Here is a 16,677-nt window from a genome sequence, read left to right as displayed (position 1 = left end):
GAGGAAGAGGATCATGCAGCAGACCGACTCCTTCGCCGCGGCAATCGCTGAGGCCGAGAAGCTCATCGAGACCGCGCCACACATCCGGACGGAGCAAGACCTGCTGGACGGGTACCAATACCTCGCCGGCGGCATCCTCGCGACGTTGCACACAGCATGGGCAACGGAGAAGGGGCATCCGACGTTCGTCACCGGGACAGGCCCGTACACGAAGATGGGCCTGGACAACCCGGACACGCTGTACTTCGGTGCGCGCATCAGCGACGACGCGGAATACGTCGTCACCGGAACACGCGGTACCACAGCGGATCTCAGCTTCCAGATTCTCAACGGGAGCTACACGTCCGCAGTGGTGCCGGGTAGCGTCACGGCCTTCGACGACCGAGAACTCACCATTGCCGACGACGGCTCGTTCGAGGTACGGTTCGGCCCCGAACCGGCCGACGACCGGCCGAACTACTACACACTCCCACCCGGATCCGCCCAGTTGGTCGTCCGCGAGGTCTACAGCGACTGGCGCCAGACTCGCGGCACAATCCGAATCGAACGGGTCGACGTTCGCGGCTCGGCGCCGTCCCCGCTGACCCCCGAGAAGGTCGAACGGCGCTTCTCCGGCGCCGGTCGGGCACTGGTCAGCAGGGTGCAGACCTGGCTGAAGTTTCCCGAGTGGTTCTACCTGAACCTCCCCGTCAACACGATGACCGAACCACGTTTGACGCCAGGCGGATTGGCGACGCAATACTCGTCAGCGGGGCACTACGAACTTGGCCCCGATCAAGCCATGGTGATCACCGTGCCACTGGCCGACGTCCCCTATCAGGGCTTTCAGCTCGGCAGCATGTGGTACATCTCGCTCGATTACGTCAACCACCAGACGTCACTCAACGCGACTCAGGCGCAGGTCGATCCAGACGGCAAGATCCGGCTCGTCGTCAGCGAACGCAATCCCGGCGTCACCAACTGGATAGAGACCCTCGGCCATGCGCGGGGCTATCTGCAATTCCGCTGGCAACGCGTCGACGACCCACTGACTCCCGCGGACGGGCCGACGGTGGCGGTCGTCGAATTCGACTCGCTACCAAAGATTTTGCCGCACTACGAATCGAACACGATCTCGGCGGCGGACTTTCGCGAACGTATCGCCGCGAGACAGGCCGCCGTCGCCAACCGAATGCTGGGGTAATGATGCAGGAACTCTTGACTGGTCGCGTGGTTGTACTTTCCGGTGTCGGGCCTGCGCTCGGCCGCACATTGGCGGTCCGCTGTGCAGAAGCGGGCGCCGACCTCGTCCTCGCCGCTCGTACTCAATCCAGGCTCGACGAGGTCGCGAAGGAGGTCACCGACCGCGGCCGCCGTGCCGTCGCGGTAGCGACCGATATCACCGACGACGACTCTGCCGCCAACTTGGTCAGTGCCGCTACGGATGCGTTCGGCAAAGTCGACGTCCTCATAAACAACGCGTTCACTGTTCCGTCGATGAAGTCGTTGGCACGCACGGACTTCGATCACCTGCGGAACAGCTTCGAGCTCACCGCACTCGGCGCACTTCGGCTCGTCCAGCTGTTCACGCCTGCGCTCGAGGAATCCAAAGGCGCTGTGGTGAACGTCAACTCGGCTGTTCTACGACATTCCGAGGAGCGGTACGGCAGCTACAAGATGGCCAAATCCGCACTGTTGTCCCTGTCGCAATCACTCGCAACGGAGCTCGGCCCCAAGGGCATTCGGGTCAATTCCGTTGCACCCGGCTGGATCTGGGGCGACACCCTGCAGCAGTACTTCAGCCACCAAGCTTCCAAGTACAACACCACTGTCGAGCAGATCTACGAGTTCACCGCCGCGAAGTCCGACCTCAAACGACTTCCGACGATGGACGAGGTTGCGGACGCGATCGTCTTTCTTGCGTCGCCGATGGCGAATGCCATCACCGGTCAATGCCTCGACGTCAACTGCGGCGAGTACCACCACTGAAACGGAGAGCACCATGACCGAGCGCACGAACGTCGGGACCGTCGAGGACATACACGAATCGGCGTCGAAGATCACCGGGCTCACCGACTTCGGCGACAAGGCGTACCTCGAAGGCTTCGGCGTACTTCTCGATTCCTACCAGCGCGACGCCGACCTGACCCCGTTGGGGCGCAAGGTAGCTCGGGCATTCATGCGCGGCGCACTGGTAGCGCGCTCACTCAGCGAGGCGGGCTTTCAACAGCATCCCCAGCACGCCGACGCGAAGATCGAACGACCGATCTTCGTGACCGGCCTCCCCCGCACCGGCACGACCGCGCTGCACCGCCTGCTGACCGCGGACCCAGCCCACCAGGGACTCGAGATGTGGCTGACCGAGTTCCCGCAACCACGTCCGCCGGTCGACACATGGTCGTCGAATCCGGTTTACCAACGTTTGGACGAGGCCTTCAGCCGTCATCACATCGAGAACCCCGAATTCATGGGCGTGCATTTCATGTCGGCGTCGGAGGTCGAGGAGTGCTGGCAACTCCTTCGGCAATCGTCGAAATCTATTTCCTACGAATGCCTTGCCTACCTGCCGACCTACTCGGAGTGGCTCGCACAGCAGGAATGGACCGATGCCTACGCCCGCCATCGCCGCAACCTCGGGCTCATCGGCTGCAACGATCAAGACCGTCGGTGGGTGCTGAAGAACCCGAGTCACCTGTTCGCCCTCGACGCTCTGCTCGAGGTGTATCCCGACGCGCTGATCATCCAGACGCACCGCGCTCCGCGTACGGCGATGGCATCCGCGTGCAGCCTGGCAGCGCACGCGACCGCGGGCTGGTCGGAGAAGTTCACGGGTGAGGTGATCGGGCGCACGCAACTCGATCTGTGGAGTCGCGGACTGGACCTCTTCGAATCGTCGCGTGGCCGCCACGACCCCGCGCAGTTCATCGACATCGACTACCGCGACTTCATCAAAAATCCGCTCGCGACAGTGTCCGGAATTTACGACCACTTCGGACTCCCACTGACCGCGGCGGCAGAAACCGCGATGGCGTCGATGCACGCCGAAAGCCGTTCGGGGGGGCGCAAACCCGCGCACAACTACACATTGGCCGACTTCGGCCTGACGGACGCAGAGGTCGACGAGCGGTTCGGGAACTACTCGTTCAGCGGGGCGTGATCGTCGGCTCGATGTCGTTGCCCCACACGATCCGCTTCGGTTCGCCGTGGCATTCGACGATCGCGGCATGATCGCGATCGAAGTAGTCCCACGCCCACGACATGAACGCGTCGACCTTGCTGTGCGCGTCGCTCAGCAAGGCCGCGTGCACCCCGAGCCACGCGGCGAACGCAAGCGGGCCTTCGAGTTGGTGCCTGTGCACACCGATCTCGGCGATCGCGGCGCCTCGGCCGATCATCGCCATGATCCCTTTGTCTTTGTAATGGAACGGCTTTCGGCTGTGGCCTTTGCTTTCCCGCTCGATGTTGTGTGCGGCCCACAGCCCGGATTGTTGTGCAACAGAACCCAGCTGCGGCAGCGCCTTCCCGTCGCGGCCAGGCACATTCGCGACGTCTCCGACCGCGTACACGCCCGAGTAGCCGTCGACTACGAGGTCGGGCGTGACGTCGATGCGCCCGCCACGGCCCGGTTCGGCACCACAGCCGTGTGCAACGGGTTGGGCAGACTCGCCACCCGCCCACACCGCAGTTCGCGTTGCAATCACGGAACCGTCGCTGAGCGAAACATCCTCCGGCCCAACCGCTGTCACGCCGACGCCGAGTTTCACTTTCGCGCCGTGCGCGGTCAGCTTGTCGAGGGCGTATCTGTGCGACTTTTCGCTGAACGGCGCAAGGAGCGCCTTCCCGTGATTGACGAGGTAGACCTCGGCCTCGCCGCCACGGTGCTTCATCGTGCGCAGGGCGGAGAACAGTTCCGCGAACGCACCGGCGGTTTCGACTCCGGTCGGCCCACCACCGACCACCACGACATCGGTCGGACCGCTGGGCGCCTCGAGTAATGCGCGAACATGCAGGCGAAGCCGCTCGGCATCGGCGACCGAGTACAGCGGGAACGAATGCTCCTCGGCACCAGGCGTTCCGAAGAAATTGGCACATGCGCCGGCAGCAAGAACCAGATAGTCACAGACGAACTCGGCGCCGCTGTCGGTGACGACAGTTCGAGCGGCGAAGTCGATGGCCGTGATCTCCGACTGCACGACTCGGACATTCGGCAACTTCGCGAAGATCGCTTTCAGCGGTCGGGCGACGTCGACAGCGGGCAGCTGCGACGTCGCGACCTGATAGAGCAGCGGCTGAAACTGGTGGTAGTCGTTTCTGTCGATCAAATGCACGTCGAACCCGGCGCGGCCGAGTTCGTGAGCACACGCAACACCCGCAAGGCCTGCGCCGGCGATTACGACGTGAGTCATCCCAGCCCGCTTACAAGACCTTCGAGCCGTACATCTCGCCGAGCGGATCGGAGATCAGCTCGATCCGGGCACCGTCTGGATCACGGAAATAGATCGACGCGCCACTGTGCTCCGCGAGCTCCACCTTCGCGGCAACGAGCTTGTCCCGCAAGCGCTCCCAGCGGGAATGTTCGACGCTGATCGCCGTGTGGTGCAAGCCCCCGAAGACCTCCTGATACGGCCCGACATCAAGCCCCGGGAAGTCGAAGAAGGCCAGCAGATTGCCGTTACCGATGTCGAAGAAGAAATGCGACGACCCCGGGTAGTCCCTGTTCTCGATCAATTCGGTCAGTGGAAACTCGAGGAGATCCTGATAGAACCGGATCGTCCGTTCGACGTCGCCGCTGATCAACGCCGTGTGGTGCAGGCCGCGCGCCGACGATTTCGGGCGCAAGGCAGCAGGGCTCAGGTATTTCTCACTCAGGCGGGCCCTGATCTCTTCGAACTTCTGGGATCGCTCCTGCTCGGCCGCGGTCGTCATGCCTGCTCCTCACAGTCCTACTGCTCGACTTCTTCCTCCAAACGCACTGTATCGCTGGACGTGCGGGTGGCGCACCGAGAATCAGTCGACCCGTCCGGTCAGTTCCGCTACTCGATCGACGGCGAACTGTCTGTTGGCGATCGTCTGCGCGCGATAGTTTTCGGGAAGCTCCGCGATCGCAAGCAGATCGTCGCAGGCCCGCAAGGACGACCGCGGGTCCCCGACCCAGTACGCCGTGATCGAGAACTCGAACAGCAGCCCCCACCGATACACCCACGGATGCACGAAGAGCAGGTCGTCGGGCATCGGGCGGCCAAGCCCGGCCTGCGCAAACGCGTGCGCGGCTTGGTGCAAGCCCTGTACCCGCAGCCTGCACGTCAGCTCGTAGCAGGCTTCCAGACGCTGCGGCCGAGCCTCCCACGCACGGATGAATGTCGCCATCGCGATGGGCCAGTTGCCGCGATCGGCCTCGAGAATTCCGACTTGCAGCAGCGAATAGTAGATCTCCTCGGCCCAGCCACCCATCCCCGCGCGCCGTTCGTACAGCTCGATCGCGCGCTCGGCGTTGCCCATGTCCCGCATTGTCTGAGCGAGATAGAAAACTGTTCGGACGTTTCCAGGGTCCGCGGCGAGGTCCGCGCTCAACAGTCGCGCATCCCGCTCGAACTTGTCGTGCCGCGATCCGCCGTCCCCGAAGTGCTCGATCGCCAGCGCATCGAGGTTCGCTTCGGTCGTCGCGCTGTCGGTCGTCAGATACTCGTGCGTGGCACCTTCGTAGCGCCAGTCGACGTCCGCTTTGACCAGCCTCTTCACGCGGTAGCGCAGGTCCCCGAGATGGCGCAACAGATAGCTGTCAGCGGTGAGGTCCGGCAGGTCGGACTCCTTGCGCACGACCATGTCCGCGTCGATCAACAGCAAGTAGTCGGCCTTGCCGAGGGCATGACGAATGTTGAGGGACCGGTTGTGGCCGAAATTCACCCACGGATCCTCGTGCAATTCGCCGGGCACGTCCGCGAGCGCGCGGCGAATCAGATCCTGTGTGCCATCGGTCGAACCGGTATCCGAGATGACCCACGAATCAATGAGGTGCCGCACCGATGACAAGCAGCGCTCGATCACGCGGGCCTCGTTCTTGACGATCATGCAGAGGCAGATCGTCGGCTCTGCGGTCATCGACCACCTCTCAAGTTCGCTTGCAGGCCAACATGTTTCACACAGTCAGCCGCGCGACACGCCCGTGCTGGCCGCAACATTACCGCGATCGCGGTGCAATCGGCGGCAACGACGTGCCGAGCACGAACAAATTCGAAGAGCGAATCTTGGCGCTGAATAGCCGCGAAAATCAGGTCGGAAGGCACAGCGCATTTACGCTGACCGTCGACGCCACGGATAACGTATTGCGGAAAACAACGGTCCATTGCGTGCCCGACGAAGACGAAGAAACGGGCGCAATAATAAGAGCCGAATTACCGACCGTATATTCACCGTTGACCGGAACCGTCCCCGCCGGACAGGACGCAGTTACGGTGACAATTCCACCGACCAAAGGCACGTTTGCGGTGACGACCGGACCCTTTACGAGGCCCGCGCCCGCATTCGGGCCGGTGGGACCGGTGGGACCGGTCGGGCCGGTGGTACCGGTCGGTCCGGTCGGGCCGGTGAGTCCAGCGGTTCCGGTCGGTCCGGTTGGGCCGGTCGATCCCGTCGCACCGGTCGCCCCTGTTGCGCCGTCTACACCCGATGCGCCGGTTGCCCCGGTTGCGCCAGTTGCACCGGTCGCCCCTGTTGCGCCGTCTACACCCGATGCGCCGGTTGCCCCGGTTGCGCCAGTTGCCCCGGTTGCGCCAGTTGCGCCGGTAGCTCCGTCGGCGCCAGTTGCACCGGTCGCCCCTGTAGCGCCAGTCGCGCCGGTGGCTCCGTCCGCGCCGTTGGCTCCCGCCGCCCCGGTAGCGCCAGTGGCACCAGTCGCTCCGACCGCGCCAGTGGCACCAGTTGCGCCGTCCGCACCAGCCGTTCCCGTAGCACCCGTAGCGCCCGTTGCGCCAGTGGCACCTGTTGCTCCAGTGGCGCCATCCAGACCCGCGGCACCGGTTGCGCCGGTCGCGCCGGTGGCTCCGTCAGCGCCAGTGGCACCAGTTGCGCCGGTCGCCCCCGTGGCACCGTCCGCGCCAGTGGCACCAGTTGCGCCGGTCGCCCCCGTGGCCCCCGTGGCACCAGTTGCACCAGTTGCGCCGGTCGCCCCCGTAGCACCGTCAGCGCCCGTAGCTCCAGTTGCGCCCGTAGCCCCGGTTGCACCCGTAGCCCCGGTTGCACCCGTAGCCCCGGTTGCACCCGTTGCTCCCGTAGCTCCATCGGCGCCCGTCGCACCCGTCGGGCCGGTGGGACCAGTTGCACCAGTCGGTCCGGTCGGACCGAGAGGGCCAGTAGGTCCGGTCGGACCGGTTGGCCCCGTGACACCTTGCCCGCTGGATCCCGAACTCGAACCCGAACTGCAGGAGGAGCCGAAGCAGTCGGTGCTTCCCACCGTCAGTTCGACCGCCGCGTCTTCCGAATCGCGACCAACCGTGCGGGAATCGAAATTATCGACGGAATTGACAATGGAAGCGGCACCGGCGCCGAATACGAACGTTCCGCTGATAGCGCATGCGACGATAAATGTCGGTCTTCGAGAAGACATTTTCATCGCCGGCTCCAAAGTGTCCGCAGTGCAGCAATCGGAATAGAATGCGTGCGTTTTCAATACGACGCGAGGCGAATTGCGTGCACCAATCGGTCGACGGCATAATGTCACCGCAAAAGCGCGCGCCGGACCATCGTTTTCCGCAACATTTATCACTTCTTGACGCGCTCGTGACTTAACTCCGGCGCTCCGCGACCTCACCAAGGCCGACATCGGAGGTCACGGTTTACTGTCCGGGCGTGGCCATCCGGCGCTATCCTGAGCGTCCGACGGTCTTCCGGCCTGATCAGGGGCCACCTTCCAGAGACGAGGAGCCCAGTGAGAATAGGCAGAATCCCCGCACTGTCCGCGCTGGTCATCGCGACGATGGGGATCACGGCCAGCGTGGCTCACGCGAACCCGGCCCCCGATCTGGGTGTGCAGTATTCGACCGTCGTCGGCGCGGACGGGCGTTCGGTCCAGACGACCCTCTCGAACGGCACTTTCCGGCTGACCGATTCCGGGCGGACCGTCGACGTCGTCGACAGCGCTGGGACGGTCGTCGTACATCTGCCGTTGGCATACTCGGTGCGAGGGTCGGCGTTTCCCATCGCTGCCGACCTCACCGCGGACGGTACATCGCTGAAGCTGACACCGGAGACCGCCGACGTTGCCGGCGCCCTGCCCCTGCACGATGTCGATGCCCGAAGCGACGCCTACAACAACATGATTCGCCAATGGCAGCTCGGTTGGTCGCGCGACGGCGGACTGTCTGCAGGGATCGGCACGGCGATCGGAATTGTCGTCGGCTGCGTTCTCGTCTTCTTCGCGGCGTGCATCCCGGGCGCGGTGGTCGGCGGAATTCTCGGTGCGGCGGCAGGCGTGGCGATCGCCAATCCGGACTTCCCGCCTGCGGTATCGGACTTCCTCACTACCTACTGATCGGGATCACGCGGGCGCAAGGACAAATGCGCGAAAGACGATGTTGCAGCCCTTGGCCAGGTTGACGTTCGCGACGTAACTGGCCGCGTTGCTTGGACTTCCACCCGCGAGGAGCCTGTTCGCTTCAGCCGTGTACTCGTTGCATACCCGCCATTCGGACGTGGTTGCGAGCGTCTCGTTGACGTATCGATCACCCACCCGGTCCGGCGGTGTGACGCGCGGACGTGCGGCTGCACCGGCAATCCACGCGAACGAGAAGGCAAGGGTCGCAATGCAGACGATCGATGCGCGAGCCGTGGTGTGACTGGTCATGGCAATTCTCCTTGTCATGCGGAACATTCGGCCCGACACATCACACTTTGCCCGCACCGCAGGCGCCCCGATAGGCACCCAGGGGTCGGCAGATTCCACCCTGGAACAAGGTTCTGATTCCGATCTTGGGCGCGTACTGTCAGCGCAATGATCGCCTCCGCGCGGAGAAAGAGGACTCGTGCAACCGTGATTTTTGCCGCGGTCGCGCTCTGCATCGGAGGTTGCACCGATGATGCCTCCGATCGCCCGGCCGAGAGTCCGCCCGCCACCGCGGCCGACTACGCGAAGGCATCGTGTCCCACGCCGAACTTGCCCGGGTATCCACAACTCGACCTGGGCCCGGAATACGATTGCGGCTATTTGACGGTGCCCGAAGACCGCTCGAAAACCGACGGCCGCATGATCAAGATCGCCGTCGCGCGAGTGCAGGCAGCCAATTCCGATCCTGAGGCAACGCCGCTGGTGTATCTCACCGGCGGTCCCGGTGGCACCGCGCTTGCCACTGCGGTCTTGCAGGTCGCCGCAGGAATCAACCGAGATCGCGACGTCGTATTCGTCGATCAGCGCGGCACGCTCCATGCCGACCCGTTCTTGGGTTGCCCCGAGATCGACGACTTCAGTGCCGAAGCGACCGCAATGTCGATCGAGGAAGCGTCGACTCGCGACAAAGACCTTGCCGCGGTGCAGGCGTGCCGAGATAGGTTGGCAGCGACGGGCATCGATCTGAGCGCTTACAACACCGCTGAAAACGCCGCCGACATAGCAGCATTGCGCGTCGCATTGGGCATCGATGAGTGGAACGTGTACGGCGTTTCCTACGGCAGCGATTTGGCGCTGCAGTTGCTGCGCGATCATCCAGAGGGAATCCGGAGCGTCGTTCTGGATTCACTCGTCCCGCCCACCGACAACCTGATGAACCAGTTCTGGCCCAGCGCGGCGGAGGGCTACAAAGCTCTGTTCGAGGCATGCGCTGCCCAGACTGCCTGTGCCGCAGCATATCCCGACCTTCCGGCCGAGTTCGCAGCGACAGTGACGAAACTGGCCGAGCAACCGCTGTCGGTGGATCTACCCGGTGCAGACGGACAATCCCCGCGAACCGTCGTTCTCGACGGATACACGTTCGCCAATCTGGTAGTGCTCCTGAGCCTGAGCCCCGGCAATTTCGCCGGTCTTCCCGGCATGATCCACGCCCTAGCGACAGGTGACGGCGTTCCAGCCGCAACCGCGCTGCTCACGACGTTCGCACCGAAGAATGTCGTTGCCTACGGGCTCGCGTACGGTGTCTTCTGCCGCGAGGACGCAGCATTCACTACGCCAGCCGAGGTACTCGATATCGCGCGCCGCGCGCTGCCGCTGTTCCCGGACGACGTGCTCGCACTCGAGCCGCAGGCGCCAAGACTGCTCGAAGAATGTCCAGTTTGGAACGTCGGAAAGGCAGCCGACGAGATTCACGACGAAACGACGAGCGACGTCCCGGTCGTACTCATGGCGGGCACATTCGACGCCGTCACGCCGCCGAGCCGCGCGGACGAGGCTGCGAAGACCCTGTCGAACTCGAAGGTCGTCAGGTTCCCCGGCCTGGGTCACGACGTGCTCGCCGCGTCCGACTGCGCTCAGACCGTCATGGCGAATTTCCTTGCCAATCCAGATGATTACGACACGGCGTGTGCGGCTGCGATGACGGTACCGACCTTTACAGTCGGATAGTTGAAGCTTGAAGCTACCGACGAGGAGCGATGCCATGACTCAGAACGCGGCCCGCGGCGCACACGACGACACAATGTTCGTCAATGGACGAATTCTCACGATGGACGGTGCCGAGCCGACGTACGCCGAAGCCGTTGTGGCCCGACACGGTCGAATCGAGTTCGTCGGCTCCCGTGCGGACGCAGATTCGCAGTTTCCAGCCGCGGTCGTTCGAGATCTAGGCGGCAATGCGCTACTGCCCGGTTTCATCGACGCGCACAGCCATATGAGCTTCGGATTCGACCTGTTGAATCAGGTCGATGTCAGTGCGCCACCGGTCGGCACCTGTACCGACATCGCCTCGGTCATAGCCGCATTGGCCACGTTCCGCAGTGAGCGCGCCGTGCCCGAAGGCGGCTGGCTCATCGGTTGGGGCTACGACCAGGAAGCTCTTGCCGAAGCCCGCCACATCACCAAGCTCGATCTCGACGAGACATTCCCTTCGCATCGCGTTGTCCTGATCCATGTTTCGTCCCACGGTGCCGTTCTCAACTCGGCAGCTCTGCAATGGGCGGGCATCGACGCATCGACACCAACGCCCGACGGTGGCGTTATCGCCCGGCTCGACAACACCGACGAGCCGGCAGGTTTGCTGATGGAGACCGCGTACCAGCGGTTGATCGCCGACCGGCTACCCCACCCGGACTCCGACGAGCGTCTCGCACTCCTCGACGACGTGCAGCAGATGTACGCCGCCCGCGGCTACACCCACGTTCAGGACGGCTTCACTGCCGTCGCGGACCTCGACTTCTTCCGGCTCGCCGCCGACAAGGGCCTGCTGTACCTCGACGTGGTTGCATTGGGTTCGTTCCTGGAAGCAGACACGTGGGTCGGCAACCCCGATTATCCGACCGCTGCCTACGATGCCGGATTCAGAATCGCCGGGATGAAGATTGTCTACGACGGATCTCCGCAGGGCCGAACGGCTTACGTCACCGAGCCGTACCGGACCGGCGGACCCGGCGGCGAGGCCGAGTGGTCGGGTGAACCGACATTCCCGTTCGGACATCTCGTCGCAACGGTCGGCAAAGCCACCGCGGCCGGTGTCCAGGTTTTCGCGCACGTCAATGGGGACGCCGCTATCGACGATCTGATCCGCGCGGTCCGGCAAAACGGCATAACCGCCGACGACAACCGACGTGTGGTACCGATCCATTCCCAGTTTCAGCGCGCCGACCACCTCGACGACTACGTCGAACTCGGCATTTCTCCCAGCTACTTCACGAACCACGCGTACTTCTGGGGTGATGTGCATACGGCGAACATCGGACCGGACAAGGCAGCTTTCATCAGCCCGATGAAGGCTGCTGTCGATCGCGGCCTCGTCGTCTCGAACCACACCGATTTCACCGTCACACCGCTCGATCCGTTCTTCACTATCTGGACCGCGATGTCACGCACGACCCGGACCGGATCCGTGCTCGGCCCCGACCAGCGGGTCGACGCCTATACGGCTCTGCAAGCGCTCACCACCGGCGGCGCGTACCAAATGTTCGAGGAGGACCGCAAAGGCCGAATCGCGCCAGGGCTGCTCGCGGACTTCGTCGTGCTCTCCGCCGACCCGATCGAAGTAGGTGTCGACGGGGTTCGCGACATCGCCGTGCTCGAGACGATCAAAGAGGGCGTCACGGTCTTCGACGCTGCTACGTCGAGTGCATAGTTTTCCACGCTGAAATCGACTTTCGAACCGGAAGAACCGTGCACTCGATGGGTCACGAACCCCAGGGTTCACCACGTACCGGTTTGGCTGCGGCAACACGCTGTTCATTGTCTCGGAAGCGCGGTTCGTAGTGGGTGTAGAACACCTTGCCGACCAAGTCCCTGCGGCTGCGCACACCGGTCTTGTCGAAGATGCTCTTCAGGTGTTGCTGGACCGTGTTGGCGGAAACGACGAGTTCGGCCGCGATCTGCGAGGTCGAGTTACCCTGCAGCACAAGCCGAGTGACGTCCTTCTCGCGGTCCGTCAAGCCGTACGCGGACATCAGCAGCGGGTAGAGCCGACTCGGCTGAGCCGGCTCGATGATCACCGCGATCCGACGCGCGCCGGCGCTCGAGCTCAAGCACGCACCGTGCAGCACAACCCAATTGCCGCTCTGTGACTGGACTCGCGAAACAGCAACCTCGCCAGGTTGATTCGGGTTCGACGCCAATCGCAAGGCTCGACCTGCCACCGCGAGCACCGCGGCGGGAAGCGTGCCTGCCGCAGCGTCGCCGTCGGGCAGTTCACCGAGCCAACGCTCGGTCCCCGGCGTTGCGGACTCGATGTCCCAGGCATCGTCGAGAATCAGCAAGCCGGGCGAATCCGCAAAGTCGGGTTCGCTCGCCTGGCCGACGAGCAGGGCACGGCGGGCGCCTTCCGCGAGGTGCGGCGCCACAGCGGCGACAACGGCCTTGTCTTGTTCGCTGAACATCGGCCTGCCCGGCATTCGATAGATCCCCATCGCGCCCCACACGGCTCCCGACCTAGTGCGGAACCGGCCGATCAATTCTTGATCGCCGCCGAGTTCGATGTTTCGGAGCCATCGGGGACTGCCCGACGGATCGCCGTTCGTCGCCTCGTGCAGCGTGGAAACACCGTTCGCCGACCGCGCAATATCGGCAATCTTGTTCACGTCGTCTTCGTAATACTCGCTCGCGAGCCAGTCCGGCGGAAACGTCGGCATGCCGAAGTGAAAGTGGCTCGTGATCAACAGCGATACCGGATCTACTGTGTACCAACATGGTTCGTGGTCGTACGGAACCACCGATTTCACGACCTCGGTGGCCTCCTGCCACAGACTCACCAGGTCCCGCGGTTGCGCGGAGAGCCGCGCGATCTTGTCGACCGCGCGTTCGATGGCATCTACGGTCATGAAGCAACCGTATGCCCAGATCGGCAAGCAGAGAATGCCAGATTTGTGGAATGTTGCGCGCGGCAGCGCCCTCCTACCGTCGACACCAGTCGACCGAGGGAGCCCGCAATGACAAACACCGCCGCAACGAAGGTGCGTCTCGATCCACCACCACCAGGGTTGATGCGTCTGTTCAATCCCCTGGTTCGACGAGTCCTGAAGAGCCGCGCGATCGGCAGGCACGTCAGGCTGCAGGCGGTCCTCGAGTTCGAAGGTCGCCGCAGCGGGAAAACGTTGCGGGTACCGATCTGCTTGCACGAGATCGAAGACGGACCAACGGTATTCACCGAAAGGCCTTGGCGGCTCAACTTCACGGAGAGCAGACGCGTGACCGTCACCCACCGCGGAATCGTGCGAACCGGCACGGCAATCCTGCTCGATCTGACGCCGGAGGAGTTCGGGATCTGCCTGCGCCAGGCACTCGACAACGCCAGGCCGTTCGAACTCGGGCTCAAAGTGGCACGATCCTACGACCCCACCCCCGCGGAGCTGGGACAACTCGCCCGTTTCGCCATCCGCATTCGATTCGACGACAACTGAGGTGGATCGCCATGCACATCAACAAGATCAGCCGCGACATCACCGTCCTTGCGGACCAACTCGAGGTGCCCGGGATCGGGCATCTGGCGGTCAACTCGTTCGTTCTGCACGCCGCTGAACCTGTCGTCGTGGACACCGGTCTGAGCCTCCCCGGGCGCGGATTCATGGACGCGCTCGGAAGTGTCGTCGACCCAGCCGACGTCGAGTGGATCTGGCTCACCCACCCCGACCGCGACCACACCGGAGCACTGTTCGAGCTACTCGATGCCGCACCTCGCGCCCGGCTGATCACGACCTTCCTGGGTGTAGGCGTGATGTCGACGCAGCGACCCTTGCCGCTCGACCGGGTCTATCTACTCAACCCCGGACAGACGATCGATGTCGGAGACCGCCAGCTGACAGGGATGCGGCCGCCACTGTTCGACAACCCCGCGACTGTCGGGATCCTCGACAACCTGAGCGGCGCGTTCTTCAGCTCGGACTGCTTCGGTGCACCGATGCCGAGCGCGGAACTCGCGACCTGCACGGACGTGCGAGTCGTCCCACGAGACGACCTTCGGAATGGGCAACTGATGTGGGCCGCCGCCGACAGCCCCTGGGTACACACGGTCGACGCCGCGAAGTACGCAAAGACGGTTGCGCCCCTGCGTGCCGCGGATCCGGCGATGTTCCTCAGCACGCACCTGCCACCAGCCATCGGGTGTGGCCCCGCGTTCTTCGACATGCTCGTCGCAGCACCGTCGGCAAACGCATTCATCGGACCGGACCAGACTGCCCTCGAGGAGATGCTTGCCGGTTTCGAACCCGCGAACGTCTAGCCAGGCTGGGTTTCCTCGAACGTCATTGTCGTGGAACCTATTCTGATCTCGATACCGTGGTAGAGCATTGCATCGGCATCGAGCCGCTCGTCTTCGACGAACACGCCATTGGTCGACTCCAGGTCCTTGATCACCAACCCGCGATGGCCTTGGACGATCCGCGCGTGGTAGCGGCTGACCTTGGGGTCGTTCAGCGGAATGTCGTTGTCTGGTGCCCGGCCGATGTTTATTCGACCGGACACAGCGACGGTCCGCCCGTCCGAGATGTGAAGCAGCCCTGAGCGCGCCGCCGTCAGCACGTCCACTTCGGTCACCGTGGAACCACGCGACTGCCTGCGCTCTTCGACGACGCCGAGGTCGAGGGTCTCTTGGCGCAGAATTCGCTGCTCGACGAGTAGCAGTTGCGGTCCGGGGTCGACAGCCAGTTCGTGCGCCAGGATTCTGCGCACCCGACGACATGCTTCGAGCGCGTCGGACTGCCTTCCGGTCAGGTACAGCGCGGTGGCAAGCTGCACCCAGAACGGCTCGCGGAGTGGGAAATCATTTGTGAGAGTAGTGAGTTCGCCGATGACGCGGGCTGCCCTACCCGACGCAATATCCGCCTCGATCCGCGCGGCAAGTGTGTGCCAGCGTTCCTCGTCGAGAGCGGCGGCGAACGTGTCGGCGAAGCTCAGGCCACGCAAGTCGGCCAGGACGTCACCCTGCCACTCGGCGAGCGCGCGCCGGTAGTGCACCGCTGCGTCGGCGGGAGTCGCGGCTAGCGAGCCCGCACTCCGCGCCTGCTCGAACCGCCCTACGTCGCAATCACTTTCGGCCAGATCGAGCACATAGCCCGGCTGCACCGTGCGGAGTACATCGGCGGACTCGATGCCCGCATCCCGCAACATCTTTCGCAGGTTCGACACCGAAACCTGAAGGCTCGTGGCAAACGTCGCGGGAGACTCGGCACTCCAGACCGCTTCCGCCAAAGCGCCCGCGGACACCACTCGGCGACGATGGACCACGAGCATCGCGAAGACAATGCGCGCCTTGCGACCGCCAAGCGGCAACTCGCGACCATCCGCGAGCACCCGCAGGGGGCCGAGGACACGAACATCCATGAATCGGAACTCTACGGAATCGTCCGGAATGCCGTAAGTCGAGTGTTAGTAGCCCGTTAGCGGCGGTCGCGATCCTTCTCTTACCTCGCGAACACAAGGTTCGAGAGAAACACCCGAACAGGACCTCACGATGAAAACTCCCTCCGCCCTCAAGACCGTCGTCGGCGCACTCGCTCTCGCCGGGAGCATCGCGTTCTTTGCCGCTCCCACAGCGAGCGCAATCGAGACAACTCCCGAACAGTTCGCCGCATGCCGCATCACCGACGACCCGTACATCCAGCAGCTCGCCGAAGACCTGACGCTCGACGAAGGTGATCTGGTCACCCTGGTCAACAACTTCCGAGTGGACAACGGCCTCGCGCCGATTTCGGTGTCCAGCGACCTCGCCCGAGCAGCTGTGATCGCGACGCACGACAGCGCACTCCGGGGTTACAGCCCGGCAGACCACGTCGATTCGCTCGGTCGCGATGTCGGCGAGCGCCTGGATGCCTGCGGAGTCTGGAACTACAGCTCCTACGCAGAGATCAACTTCTACCAGACGGGTGGGGAGGTCTCGCAGAGCGCCGACGACGCCTTCTACTGGTGGCTGTCCTCGCCCGGCCATCGTGCGATCCTGCTCGATCCGAACCTGACCGAAATGGGCATCGCGCTCGGCTATATCGGTGAGATCGGCCAGGTGCAGGACACGAACAGCGCGCACTGGACGATCGTGTTCACCGGCTGATTCGGAGTCCGCGGTAGCCGAGGGATTCATCTCTCGGCTA

16 protein-coding genes are annotated in these 16,677 nt (G+C 63.8%); 9 read left to right on the top strand and 7 right to left on the bottom strand.

The features are described from left to right. The first annotated feature begins 13 nt into the window (after positions 1–13). Genes JGU72_RS26100 through JGU72_RS26090 form a run of 3 tightly spaced genes read left to right on the top strand, consistent with a single transcriptional unit; the run spans position 14 to position 3,136 of the window. A complete protein-coding gene (locus JGU72_RS26100; protein WP_199687024.1) occupies positions 14–1,183 on the top strand; it encodes a DUF1214 domain-containing protein in 1,170 nt (389 codons plus the stop codon). A gap of 2 nt (positions 1,184–1,185) precedes the next feature. Continuing rightward, positions 1,186–1,968, top strand: a complete 783-nt coding sequence (locus JGU72_RS26095; protein ID WP_199687157.1) for an SDR family oxidoreductase — start codon at positions 1,186–1,188, stop codon at positions 1,966–1,968. A gap of 13 nt (positions 1,969–1,981) precedes the next feature. Next, a complete protein-coding gene (locus JGU72_RS26090) occupies positions 1,982–3,136 on the top strand; it encodes a sulfotransferase family protein (protein WP_199687023.1) in 1,155 nt (384 codons plus the stop codon). On the opposite strand, the gene JGU72_RS26085 is transcribed toward JGU72_RS26090, so the two are convergent. From JGU72_RS26085 to JGU72_RS30850, 4 genes are all read right to left on the bottom strand, one after another. Further along, the gene (locus JGU72_RS26085; RefSeq protein ID WP_199687022.1) at positions 3,123–4,385 is read right to left on the bottom strand and encodes an NAD(P)/FAD-dependent oxidoreductase; all 1,263 of its coding nucleotides are present in this window, start codon (positions 4,383–4,385) and stop codon (positions 3,123–3,125) included. The two genes, JGU72_RS26090 and JGU72_RS26085, sit on opposite strands and share 14 nt — an antisense overlap. A gap of 10 nt (positions 4,386–4,395) precedes the next feature. Then, entirely contained in the window at positions 4,396–4,905 is a 510-nt protein-coding gene (locus tag JGU72_RS26080; RefSeq protein WP_199687021.1) for a VOC family protein, read from the bottom strand. Between the two features lie 81 nt (positions 4,906–4,986). Further along, positions 4,987–6,078, bottom strand: coding sequence for a glycosyltransferase (locus JGU72_RS26075; RefSeq protein ID WP_199687020.1), 1,092 nt, complete (start codon positions 6,076–6,078; stop codon positions 4,987–4,989). Between the two features lie 621 nt (positions 6,079–6,699). Next, positions 6,700–7,257 carry a hypothetical protein gene (locus JGU72_RS30850; protein ID WP_233533037.1) on the bottom strand — a complete coding sequence of 186 codons (558 nt, stop codon included), beginning with the start codon at positions 7,255–7,257 and terminating at the stop codon, positions 6,700–6,702. Between the two features lie 646 nt (positions 7,258–7,903). Here JGU72_RS30850 and JGU72_RS26065 point away from each other — a divergent pair. Continuing rightward, positions 7,904–8,506, top strand: coding sequence for a hypothetical protein (locus tag JGU72_RS26065; RefSeq protein ID WP_199687018.1), 603 nt, complete (start codon positions 7,904–7,906; stop codon positions 8,504–8,506). Positions 8,507–8,512: 6 nt separating this feature from the next. Here the strand turns inward: JGU72_RS26065 and JGU72_RS26060 are convergent, their stop codons facing one another. Further along, positions 8,513–8,818 carry a hypothetical protein gene (locus JGU72_RS26060; RefSeq protein ID WP_199687017.1) on the bottom strand — a complete coding sequence of 102 codons (306 nt, stop codon included), beginning with the start codon at positions 8,816–8,818 and terminating at the stop codon, positions 8,513–8,515. 186 nt (positions 8,819–9,004) lie between these two features. Here JGU72_RS26060 and JGU72_RS26055 point away from each other — a divergent pair, with 186 nt between their 5' ends. Beyond that, entirely contained in the window at positions 9,005–10,525 is a 1,521-nt protein-coding gene (locus JGU72_RS26055; RefSeq protein WP_199687016.1) for an alpha/beta fold hydrolase, read from the top strand. A 34-nt stretch (positions 10,526–10,559) separates the two neighbouring features. Then, the gene (locus tag JGU72_RS26050; RefSeq protein WP_199687015.1) at positions 10,560–12,224 is read left to right on the top strand and encodes an amidohydrolase; all 1,665 of its coding nucleotides are present in this window, start codon (positions 10,560–10,562) and stop codon (positions 12,222–12,224) included. A gap of 52 nt (positions 12,225–12,276) precedes the next feature. On the opposite strand, the gene JGU72_RS26045 is transcribed toward JGU72_RS26050, so the two are convergent. Further along, positions 12,277–13,416 carry a helix-turn-helix transcriptional regulator gene (locus tag JGU72_RS26045; RefSeq protein ID WP_199687014.1) on the bottom strand — a complete coding sequence of 380 codons (1,140 nt, stop codon included), beginning with the start codon at positions 13,414–13,416 and terminating at the stop codon, positions 12,277–12,279. A gap of 108 nt (positions 13,417–13,524) precedes the next feature. On the opposite strand from JGU72_RS26045, the gene JGU72_RS26040 reads away from it, so the two are divergent. Next, positions 13,525–13,995 (top strand): grhN, encoded by a 471-nt coding sequence (locus tag JGU72_RS26040; RefSeq protein ID WP_233533036.1) that lies wholly within the window; start codon positions 13,525–13,527, stop codon positions 13,993–13,995. Positions 13,996–14,006: 11 nt separating this feature from the next. Next, positions 14,007–14,813: an MBL fold metallo-hydrolase gene (locus tag JGU72_RS26035; RefSeq protein WP_199687013.1), complete on the top strand. Its 807-nt coding sequence runs from the start codon at positions 14,007–14,009 to the stop codon at positions 14,811–14,813. On the opposite strand, the gene JGU72_RS26030 is transcribed toward JGU72_RS26035, so the two are convergent. Then, positions 14,810–15,913, bottom strand: coding sequence for a BTAD domain-containing putative transcriptional regulator (locus JGU72_RS26030; protein ID WP_199687012.1), 1,104 nt, complete (start codon positions 15,911–15,913; stop codon positions 14,810–14,812). The genes JGU72_RS26035 and JGU72_RS26030 overlap by 4 nt on opposite strands. Positions 15,914–16,043: 130 nt before the next feature. Between JGU72_RS26030 and JGU72_RS26025 the strand changes: the two genes are divergently transcribed. Further along, positions 16,044–16,637: a CAP domain-containing protein gene (locus JGU72_RS26025; RefSeq protein ID WP_199687011.1), complete on the top strand. Its 594-nt coding sequence runs from the start codon at positions 16,044–16,046 to the stop codon at positions 16,635–16,637. Positions 16,638–16,677: the final 40 nt, after the last annotated feature.

The organism is Antrihabitans auranticaus, assembly GCF_016481275.1.
In the GTDB taxonomy this organism is placed as follows: domain Bacteria; phylum Actinomycetota; class Actinomycetes; order Mycobacteriales; family Mycobacteriaceae; genus Antrihabitans.
The sequence above is the reverse complement of the archived record's forward strand: the minus strand, read 5'-3'. Positions and strand labels throughout refer to the sequence as shown.

Excerpts from the sequence above, each read along its gene's own strand:
- JGU72_RS26060 (WP_199687017.1), bottom strand. The coding sequence starts at position 8,818 with ATGACCAGTCACACCACGGCTCGCGCATCGATCGTCTGCATTGCGACC.
- JGU72_RS26095 (WP_199687157.1), top strand. The coding sequence starts at position 1,186 with ATGCAGGAACTCTTGACTGGTCGCGTGGTTGTACTTTCCGGTGTCGGG.
- JGU72_RS26035 (WP_199687013.1), top strand. The coding sequence starts at position 14,007 with ATGCACATCAACAAGATCAGCCGCGACATCACCGTCCTTGCGGACCAA.
- JGU72_RS26100 (WP_199687024.1), top strand. The coding sequence starts at position 14 with ATGCAGCAGACCGACTCCTTCGCCGCGGCAATCGCTGAGGCCGAGAAG.
- JGU72_RS26080 (WP_199687021.1), bottom strand. The coding sequence starts at position 4,905 with ATGACGACCGCGGCCGAGCAGGAGCGATCCCAGAAGTTCGAAGAGATC.
- JGU72_RS26050 (WP_199687015.1), top strand. The coding sequence starts at position 10,560 with ATGACTCAGAACGCGGCCCGCGGCGCACACGACGACACAATGTTCGTC.
- JGU72_RS26040 (WP_233533036.1), top strand. The coding sequence starts at position 13,525 with ATGACAAACACCGCCGCAACGAAGGTGCGTCTCGATCCACCACCACCA.
- JGU72_RS26030 (WP_199687012.1), bottom strand. The coding sequence starts at position 15,913 with ATGGATGTTCGTGTCCTCGGCCCCCTGCGGGTGCTCGCGGATGGTCGC.
- JGU72_RS26090 (WP_199687023.1), top strand. The coding sequence starts at position 1,982 with ATGACCGAGCGCACGAACGTCGGGACCGTCGAGGACATACACGAATCG.
- JGU72_RS26075 (WP_199687020.1), bottom strand. The coding sequence starts at position 6,078 with ATGACCGCAGAGCCGACGATCTGCCTCTGCATGATCGTCAAGAACGAG.
- JGU72_RS26025 (WP_199687011.1), top strand. The coding sequence starts at position 16,044 with ATGAAAACTCCCTCCGCCCTCAAGACCGTCGTCGGCGCACTCGCTCTC.
- JGU72_RS26085 (WP_199687022.1), bottom strand. The coding sequence starts at position 4,385 with ATGACTCACGTCGTAATCGCCGGCGCAGGCCTTGCGGGTGTTGCGTGT.
- JGU72_RS26045 (WP_199687014.1), bottom strand. The coding sequence starts at position 13,416 with ATGACCGTAGATGCCATCGAACGCGCGGTCGACAAGATCGCGCGGCTC.
- JGU72_RS30850 (WP_233533037.1), bottom strand. The coding sequence starts at position 7,257 with ATGGAGCTACGGGAGCAACGGGTGCAACCGGGGCTACGGGTGCAACCG.